The following is a 17086-nucleotide window of genomic DNA, read 5'->3' on the forward strand; positions in this document are numbered from 1 at the left end:
GGTTACTTGTTCTCCTCGGCGGTGCGGGCGGCGGGGGTGGTGGTGACGGCGGGCTCGGAGCCGCCGAGCAGCAGGTACAGGACGGCCATGCGGATGGAGACGCCGTTGGCGACCTGCTCGACGACCGTGCAGCGGTCGGAGTCGGCGACCTCGGCGGTGATCTCCATGCCGCGGACCATGGGGCCGGGATGCATCACGATGGCGTGCTCGGGCATCTTCGCCATCCGCGCGGCGTCCAGCCCGTAGCGGCGGGAGTACTCGCGCTCGGTCGGGAAGAACGCGGCGTTCATCCGTTCGCGCTGCACACGCAGCATCATGACGGCGTCGGACTTGGGCAGCACCTCGTCGAGGCCGTACGAGACCTCGCAGGGCCAGGTCTCGACGCCGACGGGGACGAGGGTGGGCGGGGCGACGAGGGTGACCTCGGCGCCGAGGGTGTGCAGCAGGTCGACGTTCGAGCGGGCGACGCGGCTGTGCAGGACGTCGCCGACGAGGGTGATGCGGCGGCCGGCGAGGTCCTTGCCGAGGCCGGCGTCGCGGCCGACGAGGCGGCGGCGCATGGTGAAGGCGTCCAGCAGGGCCTGGGTGGGGTGCTGGTGGGTGCCGTCGCCGGCGTTGATGACGGGGGCGTCGATCCAGCCGGAGTTGGCGAGCCGATAGGGGGCGCCGGAGGCGCTGTGGCGGATGACGACGGCGTCGACGCCCATCGCCTCCAGGGTCTGGGCGGTGTCCTTGAGGGATTCGCCCTTGGAAACCGAGGAACCCTTGGCCGCGAAGTTGATGACGTCTGCGGACAGGCGCTTCTCGGCGGCCTCGAAGGAGATCCGGGTGCGGGTGGAGTCCTCGAAGAAGAGGTTGCAGATCGTGCGGCCGCGCAGGGTGGGCAGCTTCTTGATCGGCCGGTCGGCGACCCGGGCCATCTCCTCGGCGGTGTCGAGGATGAGGACGGCGTCGTCGCGCGTGAGGTCGGCGGCCGAGATGAGGTGGCGCTTCATCTGGGTGCTCCGTAGGTGGTGGAGGTCTTCGGCGGAGGGCTTGCCGGCTGCGGGCAGGCAGGGGTGCGCACGGGCCCCGGCACGGGGGCCCGGCAGGCGTGCGGGCTACAGCCCTGCTGCCGTGGCGGTCCGCTGGCCGAGCAGCACGGCGTCACGGCCGTCCTCCTCCTGGAGCTGGACCTTGACGATCTCCCGCAGCGACGTGGGGAGGTTCTTGCCGACGTAGTCGGCGCGGATCGGCAGTTCTCGGTGGCCGCGGTCGACGAGGACGGCGAGCTGCACGGCGCGGGGGCGGCCGAGGTCGCCGAGGGCGTCGAGGGCGGCGCGGATGGTGCGGCCGGAGAAGAGGACGTCGTCGACGAGGACGACGAGGCGGCCGTCGATGTCGTCGCCCGGGATCTCGGTGCGGCCGATGGCGCGGGCCGGCTTCATCCGCAGGTCGTCGCGGTACATGGTGATGTCGAGGGACCCGACCGCGATCTTCGTGCCGGTGATCTCTTCGAGCTTGGCGGCCAGCCGGCGGGCGAGGTACACGCCGCGGGTGGGGATGCCGAGGAGCACCACGTCGTCGGCGCCCTTGGCGCGTTCGACGATCTCGTGGGCGATGCGGGTCAGGACCCGCGCGATGTCCTGCGCCTCGAGCACGGGGCGCATCGCCTCGATGCCGGGGGCGTCGGGAGCACCGACGTTCTGAGCAGCCTGAGCGTCCATGGAAAAGGACCTCCTTCTCCGCCTCACGGGACGGACCTTAAAGGACGTCTGTTGTAACGCCGTCCACGGTACCAGGGGGATCGGGGGCGGGCGTCGCCGGGGGGCGTGGGACGGCATTCGGCTTGACGCAGCCAAGTAACGCTGCGTAACCTCACAGTGAGTTACCAGACCGCGCGGCGGAGCCGCCCGTAGTTATGCAGTCGCAGTGTCCATGTAGTTACAGCGTCACAGCGTCCGGGAGCGTTATGTCCAGCGAATACGCCAAACAGCTCGGGGCCAAGCTCCGCGCCATCCGCACCCAGCAGGGCCTCTCCCTCCACGGTGTCGAGGAGAAGTCCCAGGGCCGGTGGAAGGCCGTGGTGGTCGGTTCGTACGAGCGCGGGGACCGCGCCGTGACCGTCCAGCGCCTCGCCGAGCTGGCGGACTTCTACGGTGTGCCGGTGCAGGAGCTGCTGCCGGGTACGACCCCCGGCGGGGCCGCCGAGCCGCCGCCGAAGCTGCGCCTGGACCTGGAGCGGCTGGCCGGCGTGCCCGCCGAGAAGGCCGGCCCGCTGCAGCGCTACGCGGCCACGATCCAGAGCCAGCGCGGGGACTACAACGGCAAGGTGCTGTCGATCCGCCAGGACGACCTGCGCACCCTGGCCGTGATCTACGACCAGTCCCCCTCGGTCCTGACCGAGCAGCTGATCAGCTGGGGCGTGCTGGACGCCGACGCGCGGCGGGCGGTGGCGCACGAGGACGCGTAGTCCTCGGCCCCAGGACCAGCAGAAACGTTACCGGTGAGGGCCGGGAGCCTGGTGTGGCTCCCGGCCCTCACCGGTTCCTTCCCCCGGAGACCCGCGGATGCGACGGAGGGCCCGCAGCGCGATCGCGCTGCGGGCCCTCCGTCGTGCCGGGTCGCTCAGGGCTACTCGCCCCGGCGCAGGCTCGGCTTCAGGTCCTTGAAGCGGGCCAGCAGTCCGTTCACGAACGAGGGCGACTCGTCCGTGGAGAACTCCTTGGCCAGCTGCACGGCCTCGTCGATGGCCACGGCGTCCGGGGTGTCGTCCACCCAGATCAGCTCGTACGCCCCGAGCCGCAGGATGTTCCGGTCGGCGACCGGCATGCGGTCGAGCTCCCAGTCCACGGCGTAGGTCACGATCAGGTCGTCGATGCGCTTCACCTTGTCGGCGTAGCCCTCGACGAGGTCCATCGTGAAGGCGTTGACCGGCGGCTGCCGGTCGTCCGACCGCGAGTGACGGACCCAGTCCGCGAGGACCTCCCGCACGGGCACCCCGCGCTGGTCGGCCTCGAACAGGATCTGGAAGGCGCGCTTGCGCGCGTTGCTGCGGGCAGCCACGGTTAGCTGCTCACCCGGCCGAGGTAGTCGCTGGTGCGGGTGTCGACCTTGACCTTCTCGCCGGTGGTGACGAAGAGCGGGACCTGGATCTCGTGGCCGGTCTCCAGCTTGGCGGGCTTGGTGCCGCCGGTGGAGCGGTCGCCCTGGACGCCGGGGTCGGTGTGCTCGATCGTCAGCTCGACGGCGGCGGGGAGCTCGACGTAGAGCACCTCGCCCTCGTGGCGGGCCACGGTGGCGGTGAAGCCCTCGACGAGGAAGTTGGCGGCGTCGCCGACGGCCTTGCGGTCGACGTGCAGCTGGTCGTAGGTCTCCATGTCCATGAAGACGAAGTACTCGCCGTCCATGTAGGAGAACTGCATGTCGCGGCGGTCGATGGTGGCCGTGTCGACCTTCACACCCGCGTTGAAGGTCTTGTCGACGACCTTGCCGGACAGCACGTTCTTGAGCTTGGTGCGCACGAAGGCCGGGCCCTTGCCGGGCTTGACGTGCTGGAACTCGACGACGGACCAGAGCTGGCCGCCTTCGAGCTTGAGCACCATGCCGTTCTTGAGGTCGTTCGTGGAAGCCACGGTTGCGGAATCTCCTGCACTGGAAGACCGCGGGTGCACGCACGGCCCGGCACACCGGACTACAGCGCGAGCAGCTCCTTGGTCGTAATGGTGAGTAGCTCGGGACCGCCGTCCGCCTCGGGGCGTACGACGAGCGTGTCATCGATCCGGACCCCGCCCCGGCCCGGAAGGTGGACCCCCGGTTCGACGGTGACCGGCACGCAAGCGTCCAGTTTACCCATTGCCGTAGGTGCAAGCTGCGGGTCCTCGTCGATTTCGAGGCCCACGCCGTGTCCGGTCCACGGAGCCAGCGCTTCCCCGTATCCGGCCGAGTCGAGCAGGGAGCGCGCCGCGTGGTCGACGTCCCGGTAGGCGGCGCCGGGCACGAGGGCCTCGCGGCCGGCCCGCTGGGCCGCGAAGACCAGTTCGTACAGCTCGATCTGCCAGTCCGCGGGGGTGGTGCCGATGACGAAGGTCCGGCCGATCTCGCACCGGTAGCCGCGGTAGTTGGCGCCGAGGCAGACGGACAGGAAGTCGCCCTCCTCCACGCGCCGGTCGGAGGGCCGGTGCCGGGAGCGGCCGGAATGGGGGCCGGTGCCGACGGAGGTGGGGAAGGCCGGCCCGTCCGCCCCGTGGTCGACGAGCCGGCGCTCCAGCTCCAGCGCGAGGTGGCGTTCGGTGCGCCCGACGAGGATCGACTCCAGCAGCTCGCCGAGGGCCTGGTCGGCGATCTCGGCGGCGATCCGCAGGCAGGCGATCTCCTCCTCGTCCTTGACCAGGCGCTGCTGCTCGACGGCATGGCCGAGGTCGGCGAGGCGCAGCCCGGGCGCGACGGAGCCGATGGCGCGGTGGCGGGCGACGGTGAGGTGGTGCTCCTCCACGGCGAGCGAGTCGGCCCGGGCGGATCCGGCCAGGTCGGCGGCGGCGACCGCCGCGTCGGCGCCGGGCACGGGGAGCACGTTCAGGGGGAGCCGCTCGTCGAGGCGGCCCTCCTCGGCCTCGCCGCTGGGCGGGCCGACGGTGAACAGCACGTCCTCCCCGTCCGGGCCGAGGAGGAGGACGGCGCCGCGCGGGGAGCCTCCGGCGAGGTAGCGGACGTTCGCCGGACGCGTGATCAGTGCGGCGGCGTTCCCGGCGGCGGCACAGCGGTCGCGAAGCAGGCCCCGACGGGCCGCGTACACGTCTGACATTCTTCGAGCCTACGAGCGACCGGCCCGTCCGGCCTGATGGGAGCCGCCGTACGGGGCCGGGCCGGGCCGGGGTGGCTAGTGGGCGGGGGCGGTGATCGCGCGGGCCAGGGCCTCGTCCAGGGCGCGGGCGGTGCCCTCCACGTCGAGGTCGGAGTTGTCGATGATGGGCAGGCCGGAGCCGTACCAGCCGGCCATCCGGCCGTGGATCCGCGCGACCTCCTCGTCGGAGAGGCGGCGGTTGCCGGAGCGCTCGGCGTTGCGCTCCAGGACGATCTCCAGTCCGGGCAGCAGCACCACGGGCAGCAGGGCGGGGCCGACGTGCCGCTTCCAGCCGCCCAGGCCCACGACGGGGCGGTCGGGGAAGACGGCGTCGTCGAGGATGCAGGAGATGCCGTTGGCCAGGAAGTTGCGGGCGGCGAAGCCGCACGTGCGGCGGGCCAGGCGGTACTGGGCCTCGGAGTGGTCGTTCCAGCCGGCCTGCGGGTCGGCGAAGCCGGAGCAGACCCATTCGCGGACGTCGTCGAGGCTGATGTGCGCGGTCGGCACGGGGCGGGTGCTCGCCCAGTGCCGGGCCACGGTGGTCTTGCCGGCGCCGGCCGGGCCGATCAGCAGTACGGCGAGCACGGCGGTGCCGGTGCCGCCGCCGGTCGGACCGTGGCCGGGCGCCGCGGCCGCGGCGGGCGGCAGCGGGATGTGCCCGGTCGCGTCGGATCCGGGCGCCGGCAGGTGCGGGGGCACGTGCGGAGCCGGCGGCGGTACCGTCGGCCACCCCTGCGCAGGCGCAGGGGGGATCGGCGGCTGCGGGGGCACCGCCGGCTGGTGTCCCGGCGGGCCCCAGCCTCCGCTGGCGCCCCCGACTCCCTGGTGCATCCGCTGCCACTCCGTCTCGTTCCGGCCGACTGATGCGAGAACGTTATATGACCGCGGAGGCAGCGGCGCCCACCGGCGCCCCCCGGCGCCGTCAGACGGCGGTTTCCTCCGCCAGGGCGCGCAGGGCCAGCCGGTAGGAGCCGATGCCGAAGCCCGCCACCGTCCCGGTCGCCACCGGGGCGATGACCGAGGTGTGCCGGAACTCCTCGCGGGCGTAGGGGTTCGAGATGTGCACCTCGATCAGCGGGGCGGTCCGCTGGGCGGCCGCGTCCCGCATCCCGTAGGAGTAGTGCGTGAAGGCACCGGGGTTGATCACCACGGGGATCTTCCCGTCGGCGGCCTCGTGGAGCCAGCGGATGATCTCGCCCTCGTCGTTGGTCTCGCGGACCTCGACGTCGAAGCCCAGCTCCCCGCCCAGCTCCCGGCAGGTCTCCACGAGCCCCGCGTACGAGGTGGCCCCGTACACGTCGGGCTCGCGCGAGCCGAGCCGGCCCAGGTTGGGGCCGTTCAGGACGAGCACCTTGCGGCTCATGCGGACACCTCGCCGTACGCGGCGATCAGGTGGGCCGGGTCGGGGCCCTCCAGCACCGTCGGCTTGGCCAGGCCGTCCAGGACGATGAAGCGCAGCAGGTTGCCGCGGGACTTCTTGTCGACCTGCATGGTCTGCAGCAGCTTGGGCCACTGGTCGCCGCGGTAGGTCAGCGGCAGGCCGACGGAGGCCAGGATCTGCTTGTGCCGCTCGGCGGTGGCGTCGTCGAGGCGGCCGGCGAGCCGGCCGAGTTCGGCGGCGAAGACCATGCCGACCGACACGGCCGCGCCGTGGCGCCACTTGTAGCGCTCGTTCTTCTCGATGGCGTGCGCGAGGGTGTGGCCGTAGTTCAGGATCTCCCGCAGCCCCGACTCCTTCAGGTCGCTGGAGACCACGTCGGCCTTGACCTGGATGGAGCGGACGATCAGCTCGGCGGTGTGCGGGCCGTCAGGGGTGCGGGCGGCGGCCGGGTCGGCCTCGATCAGGTCGAGGATGGCCGGGTCGGCGATGAAGCCCGCCTTGATGATCTCGGCGAGGCCGCTGACGTAGTCGTTGACCGGCAGCGATTCCAGCGCCGCCAGGTCGCAGAGGACGCCGGCGGGCGGGTGGAAGGAGCCGACGAGGTTCTTGCCCTCGGCCGTGTTGATGCCGGTCTTGCCGCCGACGGCCGCGTCGACCATCGCCAGGACGGTGGTGGGCACGGCGATCCAGCGCACCCCGCGCAGCCAGGTGGCCGCGACGAAGCCGGCCAGGTCGGTGGTGGCGCCGCCGCCGACGCCGACGATGACGTCGGTGCGGGTGAAGCCGGACTGGCCGAGGGCCTTCCAGCAGTACGCGGCCACCTCGGCCGTCTTGGCCTCCTCGGCGTTCGGCACCTGGATGGCGATCGCCTCGTAGCCCTGCTCGGCGAGGTCGTCGCGCAGCGCCTCACCGGTCGAGGCGAGCGCCTCGGGGTGGATCACGGCGACCCGCTGGGCCTTCGTACCGATGAGGCCGCCGAGCTCGCCGAGCAGTTGGCGGCCGACCAGTACGTCGTACGCGTCGTGGCCGGCGCTGGCGCCGACGTGGATCCGCGTCACCTGGTCTGTCATACGTCCTTCAACTCCAGAGCGTCGAGGACCGCCTGGGCGACCTCTTCGGGGGTGCGTTCGTCGGTGGGTACCTCGACGCGCGCGACTTCGGTGTACAGGGGGCGGCGGGCCTCCATCAGCTCGCGCCACTGGCGGCGCGGGTTGACGGCGAGCAGCGGGCGCGCGGCGCCCAGGCCCACGCGCCGGACGGCTTCCTCGACGTCCATCGACAGGTAGGCGACGGGCAGGCCGGCCAGCAGGGCGCGGGTGCCCGCGTCCAGGACGGCGCCGCCGCCGAGGGCGAGGACCCCGGTGTGCTCGGCGACGGCGGTGGCGACCGCCTGCCGCTCCAGCTCGCGGAAGTACGGCTCGCCCTCGTCGACGAAGATGTCGGAGATCGGGCGGCCCTGCGCCGCGACGATGTCCGCGTCCGTGTCCCGGTAGGGGACGCCGAGCCGCCGGGCCAGCAGCTCCCCCACCGTGGACTTGCCGGACCCCATGGGCCCGACGAGGACGACCAGAGGTGAACCGGTCACCGGATCTGCAGGTTGTCGAGGTAGGACTGCACGTTGCGCCGGGTCTCGGCGACGGAATCGCCGCCGAACTTCTCCACGACGGCGTCGGCGAGGACCAGCGCGACCATCGCCTCGGCGACGATGCCCGCGGCGGGCACGGCGCAGACGTCGGAGCGCTGGTGGTGCGCGGCGGCCGCCTCGCCGGTGGCGACGTCGACGGTGGCCAGGGCGCGCGGGACGGTCGCGATGGGCTTCATCGCCGCGCGCACGCGCAGCAGTTCGCCGGTGGTCAGGCCCCCCTCGGTGCCGCCGGAGCGGCCGGAGGTGCGCTTGATGCCCTCGGGGGTGGAGACGATCTCGTCGTGGGCCTGCGAGCCGGGCACGCGGGCCAGCTCGAAGCCGTCGCCGACCTCCACGCCCTTGATGGCCTGGATGCCCATCAGCGCCGCCGCGAGGCGGGCGTCGAGGCGGCGGTCCCAGTGCACGTGCGAGCCGAGGCCGACGGGCACGCCGTAGGCGAGGACCTCGACGACGCCGCCGAGGGTGTCGCCGTCCTTGTGGGCCTGGTCGATCTCCGCGACCATCGCCTTCGAGGCGTCCGCGTCCAGGCAGCGCACCGGGTCGGCGTCGAGCTTCTCCACGTCGGCCGGGGTCGGGTAGACGCCGTACGGGGCCTTGGCCGCCGCGAGTTCCACCACGTGCGAGACGATCTCGATGCCGGCGGCCTCCTTCAGGAAGGAGCGCGCCACGGCGCCGAGGGCAACGCGGGCGGCGGTCTCCCGGGCGCTGGCGCGCTCCAGGACCGGCCGGGCCTCGTCGAAGCCGTACTTCTGCATGCCGGCCAGGTCGGCGTGGCCCGGGCGCGGCCGGGTCAGCGGGGCGTTGCGGCCGGTCTCCTTCAGCTCCGCCGGGTCGACGGGGTCGGCCGACATGACCTTCGTCCACTTCGGCCACTCGCTGTTGCCAACCATCACGGCCACCGGCGAACCGAGGGAGAGCCCGTGGCGGACGCCGCCGAGGAAGGTCACCTCGTCCTGCTCGAACTTCATCCGCGCACCACGGCCGTACCCCAGCCGGCGCCGCGCCAGGTGGTCGGCCACCAGCTCCGTGGTGACCGGAACGCCGGCGGGAAGCCCCTCCAGCGTCGCCACCAGCGCCGGACCGTGCGATTCCCCAGCGGTCAGCCAACGCAACCTGCTCAACGATGCTCCTCATGCTCGCGCCTGGTACTGCGGCGGCGCGGCCGGGTGCGCGGCCCGGACCCGCCATACCCGATCCTCCCACGTCCGGGCCGGTGCGCCGCCCCCCGGTCCAGCAGGCGGACGGCGGTGCACCTGCCCCAGCCTGGCCGTCGAGCTGCGGCGGGGCAATATCGGCCGCCGCAGTTCATCAGGTGCGCGGCGGCCGGCCGATCAGCGGCGGTCGCGCAGGGCGGCCTCGCCGGCGGCGCGCATGGCGGCCAGCGGTCCGGCGGGGCAGCCGGTCATCTGCTCGACCTGGAGCACGGCCTGGTGGACCAGGAGGTCCAGGCCGCCCAGCAGGCGCCCGCCGCGACCCGACCAGGCGGCGGCCAGCGCGGTCGGCCAGGGGTCGTACAGGACGTCGAAGAGCGTGCCGGGGGCGTCGGGGACGGCGTCGGCCAGCTCGTCGGTGGCACCGGCGGGGGTGGTGGCGATCACCAGCGGCGCGGCGAGGGCCTCCGGGGCCTGGGACCAGTCGGCGGTGCGGATGCGCACGCCGAGCCGCGCGCCCCACTGGTGCATCTCGTCGGCGCGGGCCCGGGAGCGGACGTACGCCGTGATCTCGCCGGTGCATATCCGCTGGAGGGCGGCCAGCGCGGAGGAGGCCGTGGCGCCGGCGCCGAGGATGGCGGCGCTGTCGACCCGGTCCACGCCGCGCTCGTGGAGCGCGGCGATGATCCCCGGGATGTCCGTGTTGTCGCCGAGGCGGCGGCCGTCCTCGGTGAGGACGACCGTGTTGACCGCCTCGACGGAGGCGGCGGTGTCGCTGATGCCGTCGAGGAGCGGGATGACCGCCCGCTTCAGCGGCATCGTCAGCGACAGGCCGGCCCATTCGGGGCCGAGCCCGGCGATGAAGCCCGGGAGCGCGGCCTCGTCCATCTCGAAGCGGTCGTACGACCATTCGGCGAGGCCGAGCTCCCGGTACGCGGCGCGGTGCAGCACCGGTGAGAGGGAGTGCTCGATGGGCGAACCCAGCACCGCGGCCCGTATGCGTGACATCTGTTACCTACCCACCCGACTTCTTGCTCTGACGTTCGTTGAACTGCGCCACCAGTTTCTCGTGTTCCGCGAACGTCTTGGTGAAGGTCGTCGTGTTGCCGTCGACCGACACGAAGAACATCCAGCCGCCCTTGTCGGGGTCGAGTGCGGCGTTGATGGCGTCGCTGCCCGGGTTGCTGATCGGTCCGGGCGTCAGGCCCTTGTAGAAGTACGTGTTGTACGGGTCGTCGAGCTTGCGCGTCTCCTCGCGGGTGACGTTGATGTTGCTCGTGTTCTTGAGGTAGTTGATCGTCGAGTCGAACTCGAGCTTCTGGTTCGTGACGTCGTTGGTCTTCTTCAGGCGGTTGTAGATGACCTCGGACATCTTGCGGAAGTCCTCGTGCTTGTTGCCCTCGACCTGGACGAGGCTCGCGACGGTGACCAGCTGGAGCGGGTTCTCCAGGCCGAGCGCCTTCGCCTTCTCCTCGATGCCGATCGCCGCGTACTTGTCGTTCGCGTTGCGGATCATCTGCTTGAGGAGGGACTGCGGCGTGCTGTCCTTGGACAGGTCGTAGCGCGCCGGGTAGAGGAACCCTTCCAGCGGGTCGCGGATCTTCGCGTTGTTCGCGGCCCACGCGGGCAGGCCGAGGTCCTTGGACTCCTGCTTGGCGATCTGCGCGGTGGTGCCCTCGGGCTTGCCGAGCTTCTTGTCGATCGCCTTGTAGATCTCGACGGCGCGCCAGCCCTCGGGAATGGTGAGGACGTTGAGCTTGGACGGGTCGACCATCACCTGGACGGCGGACATGGCCGACATCTGCTTCTTCAGCGTGTAGACGCCGGCCTGGATGGAGGTGCCCTTCTTGTTCGCCTGGGCGGCGGCGATGAACGCCTCCGTGCTGGCGACGACCCCGCGCTCCTTCAGGATGCGCCCCATCTGGGCCAGGGTGGCGTTCTGCGGGATCTCCACCTCGACGGACTCACCGGTTCCGGAGCCGGTGTAGTCCTCGGCGGCGCCGAAGCGCGCCTTGAGGTAGCTGTAGCCGTAGTAGCCGCCCCCGCCGATGACGCCGAGGATCACGACCGCGGCGACCAGGCAGGCGGTCCGGCTGTCCTTCTTCTTGCCCTTGCCCTTCCCCTTGCCGCCCTTGCCGCGGCCCGCGCGGCGGCCGCCGCCGGCCGGGGCGTCGGCGTCGCCGTCCGAGGCGTCCTCGTCCTCCTCGTCGAGTCCCGGCTCGGGGGCGAGGTGGCGGCGGCCCGGGGGCTGCGGCGGCGGGTAGGCCTCGTCGGTGCCGTAGAGGTCGGGGGCCTCGCCGGGGAAGCCGCCGATGGGCTGCTGGGCGTACGGCTCCGCGCCCGCGTACGGGTCGACGATCTGGACCGGGTCGACGGTCTGGACCGGGTCGGCGTACTGGAGCTGGCCGGTGTCCCAGGCCTGGCCCTGGCCCGCGTACGTCTGCTGCTGCATCTGCTGCACGGGCTGCATCTGCTGCGGCTGCTGCATCTGCTGGGCCGGGTGCGGCTGCTGCGGGGCATAGCCCTGCAGCTGCTCGGCGTGCTGGGGGTGCTGGGCGTACGGGTCCTGCTGGACGTACTGCTGCTGGTACTGCGGCTCCTGCGGATACTGCTGCTGCGGGCCACCGCCATAGGGCATCTGACCCTGCTGGGCCTCGTGCCCGCCCCACCCGGGGTCCCCGTACAAGGGGTCCTCCGGGTGCCACGGTTCGGGGCCAGAGCCCCGGCCATACTCAGTCATGGATCCCCTAGAGCCGCGAGACGGAGTGCCTGGCAACGGCCGCCAGGCACCCGGTTCCGCCTCTGAAGTGGTGGGCGACGACTGTTCGAATGCCGCCACGTCTCGCGGAACGTTACCGTATCGCGATCAGACAACCACTTCGACGCACTCGCCGGGCGGATTACCCGATACCCGTTCGGTCTCAAGAGCGTTCTGGAGGATCACCACAGCGGCCGCCTGGTCGATCACCGACCGGCCCTTCTTGGCGTTGCGCCCGGAGGCCCGCAGGCCCTGGGCGGCGGTGACGGTGGTCATCCGCTCGTCCACCAGGCGGACCGCCACCGGCTTGATGCCCTTGGCGAGTTCCGCGGCGAAGGCGCGCACCTTGGCCGCGGCCGGCCCCTCCCGCCCGCTGAGCGAGCGGGGCAGGCCGACCACGACCTCCAGGGGTTCGTACTCGGCGACGAGCTGCCGCAGCCGCCGGTGGGCGGCGGGGACGTCCCGGCCCGGGACGGTCTCCACCGGGGTGGCCAGCACCCCGTCGGGGTCGCAGGAGGCGACCCCGATCCGGGCGTCCCCGACATCGATGGCCAGTCGGCGGCCGCGGCGCAGCGTCATGGTCAGACCGTCTCCACCACGAGGCGTTCGACCGCGGCGATGGCGTCCGGGACCGCGGCCGGGTTCTGGCCGCCGCCCTGGGCGACGTCGGGCTTGCCGCCACCGCCGCCGCCGAGGGTCTTGGCGGCGGTGCGGACCAGGTCGCCGGCCTTCAGGCCGCGCTCGCGGGCGGCCTCGTTGGTGGCGATCACGGTCAGCGGGCGGCCGCCCGCCACGGTGAACAGGGCCACGACGGCCGGGCGGTCGCCCTGGATGCGGCCGCGGACGTCGAGGACCAGCTTGCGCAGGTCGTCGGCGCCGGTGCCGTCCTGGACCTGGCCCACGACGAGCGCGACGCCGCGGATGTCCTGGGCGTTCTCGGCGAGGCCGGCGGCGGCCTGCAGGACCTTCTCCGCGCGGAACTTCTCGATCTCCTTCTCGGCGTCCTTCAGCTTGCCGAGCATGGAGGCGATCTTCTCGGGGAGCTCCTCCGGACGGCCCTTGACCAGCTCCTGGAGCTGGGCGACGACCGTGTGCTCCTTGGCGAGGAAGTTGTAGGCGTCCACGCCGACCAGGGCCTCGACACGGCGCACGCCGGAGCCGATGGAGGACTCGCCCAGCAGCTTGACCAGGCCCAGCTGGGAGGTGTTGCCGACGTGCGTGCCGCCGCACAGCTCCTTGGAGAAGTCGCCGATGGTGACCACGCGGACCCGCTCGCCGTACTTCTCGCCGAACTCGGCGATGGCGCCCTGCTTCTTCGCCTCGTCGATGCTCATGATCTCGGCGGTGACGTCGAGCTCGCGGGAGAGCACGTCGTTGATCTTCTGCTCGACGTCGGTCAGCACCGTGCCGGGGACGGCGTTCGGCGAGCCGAAGTCGAAGCGGAAGCGGCCCGGGCTGTTCTCGGAGCCGGCCTGGGCGGCCGTCGGGCCGAGCGCGTCGCGCAGCGCCTGGTGGGTCAGGTGCGTGGCGGAGTGGGCGCGGGCGATGGCCCGGCGGCGCCTGACGTCGATGGCCGCGTAGGCGGAGGCGCCGACGGTGACCTCGCCGACCTGGACGGAGCCCTTGTGGACCGAGACGCCCGGGACCGGCTGCTGGACGTCGCGGACCTCGATGACGGCGCCGGTGTCGAGCTTGATCCGGCCCTGGTCGGCGAGCTGGCCGCCGCCCTCGGCGTAGAACGGGGTGCGGTCGAGGACGACCTCGACCTCGTCGCCCTCGGACGCCGCCGGGGCGGAGACGCCGTTGACGAGCAGGCCGACGATGGTGGCCTCGCCCTGGTTGGTGACGTAGCCGGTGAACTCGGTGCCGCCGGCGGTGTCGGCGATCTCGCGGTAGGCGGAGACGTCGGCGTGGCCGGTCTTCTTGGCCTTGGCGTCGGCCTTGGCGCGGTCGCGCTGCTCCTGCATCAGGCGGCGGAAGCCGGCCTCGTCCACGCTCAGGCCCTGCTCGGCGGCCATCTCGAGGGTGAGGTCGATCGGGAAGCCCCAGGTGTCGTGGAGCAGGAACGCCTTGTCGCCGGAGAGGACGGTGCCGCCGGCGGCCTTGGTCTCGGTGACGGCGGTGTCGAGGATGTTCGTGCCGCCCTTGAGGGCCTTGAGGAAGGCGGCCTCTTCGGCGAGCGCGACGGTCTCGATGCGCTTGCGGTCGGTGATCAGCTCGGGGTACTGCTGGCCCATCGTGTCGATGACGACGTCGATGAGCTCCTTCACGACCGGGCCGGTGGCACCCATGAGGCGCATGTTGCGGATGGCACGGCGCATGATGCGGCGCAGCACGTAGCCGCGGCCCTCGTTGCCGGGGGTGACGCCGTCACCGATGAGCATCACCGAGGTGCGCATGTGGTCGGCGACCACGCGCATGGAGACGTCGGTCTCCTTGGCGGCGCCGTACTGCACGCCGGTGAGCTCGGTGGCCTTGTCCATGACCACGCGCAGGGTGTCGGTCTCGTACATGTTCTGCACGCCCTGCAGGATCATCGCCAGGCGCTCGAGGCCGAGGCCGGTGTCGATGTTCTTCGAGGGCAGGTCCCCCAGGATCGGGAAGTCCTCCTTGCCCTCGCCCGCACCGCGCTCGTACTGCATGAAGACCAGGTTCCAGATCTCCACGTAGCGTTCGTCGTTGACGGCGGGGCCGCCCTCGACGCCGAACTCGGGGCCGCGGTCGTAGTTGATCTCGGAGCAGGGGCCGCAGGGGCCGGGGACGCCCATGGACCAGAAGTTGTCCTTCTTGCCCAGGCGCTGGATGCGCTCGGCGGGGACGCCGATGACGTCGCGCCAGATCTGCTCGGCCTCGTCGTCGTCCTGGTAGACGGTGATCCAGAGCTTCTCCGGCTCCAGCCCGTAGCCGCCGTCGGCCACCGGGGTGGTCAGCAGCTCCCAGGCGAGCTTGATGGCGCCTTCCTTGAAGTAGTCGCCGAAGGAGAAGTTGCCGCACATCTGGAAGAACGTGCCGTGGCGGGTGGTCTTGCCGACCTCTTCGATGTCCGGGGTGCGCACGCACTTCTGCACGCTGGTGGCCCGGGGGGCCGGCGGCTTGGTCTCACCGAGGAAGTACGGCTTGAACGGGACCATGCCGGCGTTGACCAGCAGCAGAGTCGGGTCGTCCGCGATGAGCGACGCCGAAGGGACAACGGCATGACCGCGCTCCTCGAAGAAGCTCAGCCAGCGGCGGCGGATTTCAGCCGACTCCATCAGTGGTCCTCATTCCGGTTGATGTACGTAAGGTTCGGTCGGTCGGTGGCCCGGAGGCGCTTGTCGTTCTCGATGGCCCGCGTCCGCCGCGGCCCGGGCAGGGCGGTGACGTTGTCGGGCCGGTCGGGGTCCTGGTGCAACCCCAGTGCGTCGTTCAGCTCGTCCTCGCGCTGGATCATTCCCGCCTTGACGTCGAGGGCGAAGTCCTTGAGGCGGTGGCCGGCCTCGACGGCCTTGTCGGCGGCCTGGGCGGCGAGGCTCTCCGGCGTCAGCTTCTTCAGCTGCCGGTTGACCTTGGTGGTGGCCCACACGCCGGCGGCAGCGCCTGCGGTGAACCAGAAGGCTCGGCGGAACATCGGCGTCTTCAGCCCTTCTGCTTGCGGCGCCGGGCCGCCGGCACCGTACGGCCAACGATCACGGTGCGTCGCTCCGCGGCGCGCGGCGCCCCGTCCCGGTCCCGGCCGAGCGCCTTGCGCACTCCGTAGCCGAAGGCGGCGACCTTGACCAGCGGGCCGCCGAAGGTGGAGGCCACGGTGGAGGACAGGGCGGAGGCGTTGGAGGTGACCTCCTGCACGTCGCTGGCGATGGCGTCGACCCGGTCGAGCTGGGTGCGCGCGGAGCGGACGGTGGTGGAGGCGTCCGCCAGCAGCGGGACGGCCTGCTCGGTCACGTCGGCCACCAGCTTGGTGGCCGCTTTGAGCACCTGGGCCAGCCTCGCCAGCGCCAGGGCGAGGAAGGAGACCAGGATGGCCCAGAAGACGGCCACGAGGATCCCGGCCACCTCTCCACCGGACACGTTGCACCGCTCTCTGCATGTCGACACTACGGAGGAAAATTCGTTCTCCGACCCTATCGCGCCGGAGATCCGCTGCCGTACCGGAATGCAGGACCGGCCGGGGCGGCCGGGCACGCAGGGCGTCCGGGGCGGCACCCACCGTGGCGCAGGGCGGGGAAAAGGAAGCCCGCCGGCTCCCCGAGGGGGAACCGGCGGGCTGACCAGCCTGTGGTGCTACGGCCGCCGGATCAGCGGGCGTAGTACTCGACGACGAGCTGCTCGTCGCAGATGACCGGGATTTCCTTGCGGTTCGGGTCGCGGTCCAGGCGGAAGGCCAGGGCCTTCAGGTTGACCTGCAGGTAGCGCGGGGTCTCGCCCTCGCCTGCGTAGCCACCCTCGCGGGCGATCTGGAACGGGACCTTCTCGCGGCTGCGCTCGCGGACGGTGATGACGTCGTCCGGACGAACACGGAAGGACGGCTTGTCGACCTTGGCGCCGTTGACCTCGATGTGGCCGTGGACGACCATCTGGCGGGCCTGGTAGATGGTGCGGGCGATGCCGGCACGCAGGACCAGGGCGTCGAGACGACGCTCGAGCTCGACGACCAGCGCCTCGCCCGTCTTGCCCTCGGCCTTCTTGGCGCGGTCGTACGCGCGGGCCATCTGGCGCTCGGAGATGTCGTACTGAGCGCGCAGACGCTGCTTCTCCAGCAGACGGACCTTGTAGTCCGAGTTCTGCTTGCGGCCACGGCCGTGCTCGCCCGGCGGGTAGGGGCGGGCCTCGAAGTACTTGACGGCCTTCGGCGTCAGGGCGATGCCGAGAGCACGCGACTTCTTGACCTTGGGTCGCTTCTGGTTCACGGGGAACCTACCTCCATGTAGTTAGGTGAGGCTTACCTTGTCGAGGAGGACGTAATGTCTCGACCACATGGGATCCCCCTGCCCAGAGCGCACCGGAGTTCGGATTCCAACGAAACGGAATCCGCTTTCGACGACGATGTGCAAGGTCAGCCGCGTCCCAGGGAAGGCGTTCGGCAGCTCACCGGAGCCGAACGCGTACGAACCCTCGTAGAGTCCAACGCCTCAGTATCCCTCACGCCGCCGGGTGCTTTCGACCAGAAGAGGCCGCGTGACCAGGCGGAGGGCCGGACAGGGATGCCGGCCGCTCGGCCGCCACCCCGGGCGGGGGCGCGCCTTCCCCTGGTACCAGGGGAAGCTGCGGCCACCGGGGCAGCCGCTCACGCCCAGGACGACGACCTCACACCCGTGACCGAGATCACGGCACGGCGCCGACGTCCGCGGCC

General features: G+C 71.7%; 18 protein-coding genes. 1 reads left to right on the forward strand and 17 read right to left on the reverse strand.

Annotated features, from left to right (window positions below; genetic code table 11):
• Positions 1-2 precede the first annotated feature (2 nt).
• Positions 3-995, reverse strand: coding sequence for an aspartate carbamoyltransferase catalytic subunit (locus tag AB0953_RS27355; RefSeq protein WP_366862224.1), 993 nt, complete (start codon positions 993-995; stop codon positions 3-5).
• Positions 996-1100: 105 nt separating this feature from the next.
• Positions 1101-1706, reverse strand: coding sequence for a bifunctional pyr operon transcriptional regulator/uracil phosphoribosyltransferase PyrR (gene pyrR, locus AB0953_RS27360; protein ID WP_366862225.1), 606 nt, complete (start codon positions 1704-1706; stop codon positions 1101-1103).
• Between the two features lie 245 nt (positions 1707-1951).
• Between pyrR and bldD the strand changes: the two genes are divergently transcribed.
• Entirely contained in the window at positions 1952-2452 is a 501-nt protein-coding gene (gene bldD / locus AB0953_RS27365) for a transcriptional regulator BldD (RefSeq protein ID WP_030841550.1), read from the forward strand.
• A 161-nt stretch (positions 2453-2613) separates the two neighbouring features.
• Here the strand turns inward: bldD and nusB are convergent, their stop codons facing one another.
• The 15 genes from nusB to rpsD all read right to left on the reverse strand — a co-directional run bounded on the left by nusB (position 2614) and on the right by rpsD (position 16643).
• Positions 2614-3045, reverse strand: a complete 432-nt coding sequence (gene nusB, locus AB0953_RS27370; protein WP_366862226.1) for a transcription antitermination factor NusB — start codon at positions 3043-3045, stop codon at positions 2614-2616.
• A gap of 2 nt (positions 3046-3047) precedes the next feature.
• Positions 3048-3614: an elongation factor P gene (gene efp, locus AB0953_RS27375; RefSeq protein WP_366862227.1), complete on the reverse strand. Its 567-nt coding sequence runs from the start codon at positions 3612-3614 to the stop codon at positions 3048-3050.
• Between the two features lie 59 nt (positions 3615-3673).
• The gene (locus AB0953_RS27380) at positions 3674-4783 is read right to left on the reverse strand and encodes an aminopeptidase P family protein (RefSeq protein ID WP_366862228.1); all 1110 of its coding nucleotides are present in this window, start codon (positions 4781-4783) and stop codon (positions 3674-3676) included.
• A 75-nt stretch (positions 4784-4858) separates the two neighbouring features.
• A complete protein-coding gene (locus AB0953_RS27385) occupies positions 4859-5653 on the reverse strand; it encodes an AAA family ATPase (protein WP_366862229.1) in 795 nt (264 codons plus the stop codon).
• 91 nt (positions 5654-5744) lie between these two features.
• Entirely contained in the window at positions 5745-6185 is a 441-nt protein-coding gene (aroQ, locus tag AB0953_RS27390; RefSeq protein ID WP_366862230.1) for a type II 3-dehydroquinate dehydratase, read from the reverse strand.
• Positions 6182-7273, reverse strand: coding sequence for a 3-dehydroquinate synthase (gene aroB / locus AB0953_RS27395; protein WP_361909123.1), 1092 nt, complete (start codon positions 7271-7273; stop codon positions 6182-6184). Before aroB ends, aroQ begins: the two co-directional genes overlap by 4 nt.
• Positions 7270-7788 carry a shikimate kinase gene (locus AB0953_RS27400; RefSeq protein WP_366862231.1) on the reverse strand — a complete coding sequence of 173 codons (519 nt, stop codon included), beginning with the start codon at positions 7786-7788 and terminating at the stop codon, positions 7270-7272. Before AB0953_RS27400 ends, aroB begins: the two co-directional genes overlap by 4 nt.
• Positions 7785-8969 (reverse strand): chorismate synthase, encoded by a 1185-nt coding sequence (gene aroC / locus AB0953_RS27405; protein ID WP_366862232.1) that lies wholly within the window; start codon positions 8967-8969, stop codon positions 7785-7787. Before aroC ends, AB0953_RS27400 begins: the two co-directional genes overlap by 4 nt.
• A gap of 210 nt (positions 8970-9179) precedes the next feature.
• Positions 9180-10007 (reverse strand): shikimate dehydrogenase, encoded by an 828-nt coding sequence (locus AB0953_RS27410; RefSeq protein ID WP_366862233.1) that lies wholly within the window; start codon positions 10005-10007, stop codon positions 9180-9182.
• A gap of 7 nt (positions 10008-10014) precedes the next feature.
• Complete coding sequence (mltG, locus tag AB0953_RS27415) at positions 10015-11739, reverse strand: endolytic transglycosylase MltG (RefSeq protein ID WP_366862234.1); 1725 nt, start codon at positions 11737-11739, stop codon at positions 10015-10017.
• Between the two features lie 126 nt (positions 11740-11865).
• The gene (ruvX, locus tag AB0953_RS27420; protein WP_366862235.1) at positions 11866-12336 is read right to left on the reverse strand and encodes a Holliday junction resolvase RuvX; all 471 of its coding nucleotides are present in this window, start codon (positions 12334-12336) and stop codon (positions 11866-11868) included.
• A gap of 2 nt (positions 12337-12338) precedes the next feature.
• Positions 12339-15008, reverse strand: coding sequence for an alanine--tRNA ligase (gene alaS / locus AB0953_RS27425; protein ID WP_366862236.1), 2670 nt, complete (start codon positions 15006-15008; stop codon positions 12339-12341).
• Entirely contained in the window at positions 15008-15364 is a 357-nt protein-coding gene (locus AB0953_RS27430) for a DUF6167 family protein (protein WP_366862237.1), read from the reverse strand. Before AB0953_RS27430 ends, alaS begins: the two co-directional genes overlap by 1 nt.
• An 8-nt stretch (positions 15365-15372) precedes the next feature.
• Positions 15373-15804: a DUF948 domain-containing protein gene (locus AB0953_RS27435; protein WP_366862238.1), complete on the reverse strand. Its 432-nt coding sequence runs from the start codon at positions 15802-15804 to the stop codon at positions 15373-15375.
• A 227-nt stretch (positions 15805-16031) separates the two neighbouring features.
• Entirely contained in the window at positions 16032-16643 is a 612-nt protein-coding gene (gene rpsD, locus AB0953_RS27440; protein ID WP_361909097.1) for a 30S ribosomal protein S4, read from the reverse strand.
• Positions 16644-17086 lie beyond the last annotated feature (443 nt).

The organism is Streptomyces sp. NPDC046866 (assembly GCF_040704625.1).
Lineage (GTDB): Bacteria > Actinomycetota > Actinomycetes > Streptomycetales > Streptomycetaceae > Streptomyces.

Coding starts and splice junctions, on each gene's coding strand:
- AB0953_RS27355 (WP_366862224.1), bottom strand. CDS start 995: ATGAAGCGCCACCTCATCTCGGCCGCCGACCTCACGCGCGACGACGCC.
- pyrR (WP_366862225.1), bottom strand. CDS start 1,706: ATGGACGCTCAGGCTGCTCAGAACGTCGGTGCTCCCGACGCCCCCGGC.
- bldD (WP_030841550.1), top strand. CDS start 1,952: ATGTCCAGCGAATACGCCAAACAGCTCGGGGCCAAGCTCCGCGCCATC.
- AB0953_RS27380 (WP_366862228.1), bottom strand. CDS start 4,783: ATGTCAGACGTGTACGCGGCCCGTCGGGGCCTGCTTCGCGACCGCTGT.
- AB0953_RS27385 (WP_366862229.1), bottom strand. CDS start 5,653: ATGCACCAGGGAGTCGGGGGCGCCAGCGGAGGCTGGGGCCCGCCGGGA.
- aroQ (WP_366862230.1), bottom strand. CDS start 6,185: ATGAGCCGCAAGGTGCTCGTCCTGAACGGCCCCAACCTGGGCCGGCTC.
- aroB (WP_361909123.1), bottom strand. CDS start 7,273: ATGACAGACCAGGTGACGCGGATCCACGTCGGCGCCAGCGCCGGCCAC.
- AB0953_RS27410 (WP_366862233.1), bottom strand. CDS start 10,007: ATGTCACGCATACGGGCCGCGGTGCTGGGTTCGCCCATCGAGCACTCC.
- mltG (WP_366862234.1), bottom strand. CDS start 11,739: ATGACTGAGTATGGCCGGGGCTCTGGCCCCGAACCGTGGCACCCGGAG.
- ruvX (WP_366862235.1), bottom strand. CDS start 12,336: ATGACGCTGCGCCGCGGCCGCCGACTGGCCATCGATGTCGGGGACGCC.
- alaS (WP_366862236.1), bottom strand. CDS start 15,008: ATGGAGTCGGCTGAAATCCGCCGCCGCTGGCTGAGCTTCTTCGAGGAG.
- AB0953_RS27430 (WP_366862237.1), bottom strand. CDS start 15,364: ATGTTCCGCCGAGCCTTCTGGTTCACCGCAGGCGCTGCCGCCGGCGTG.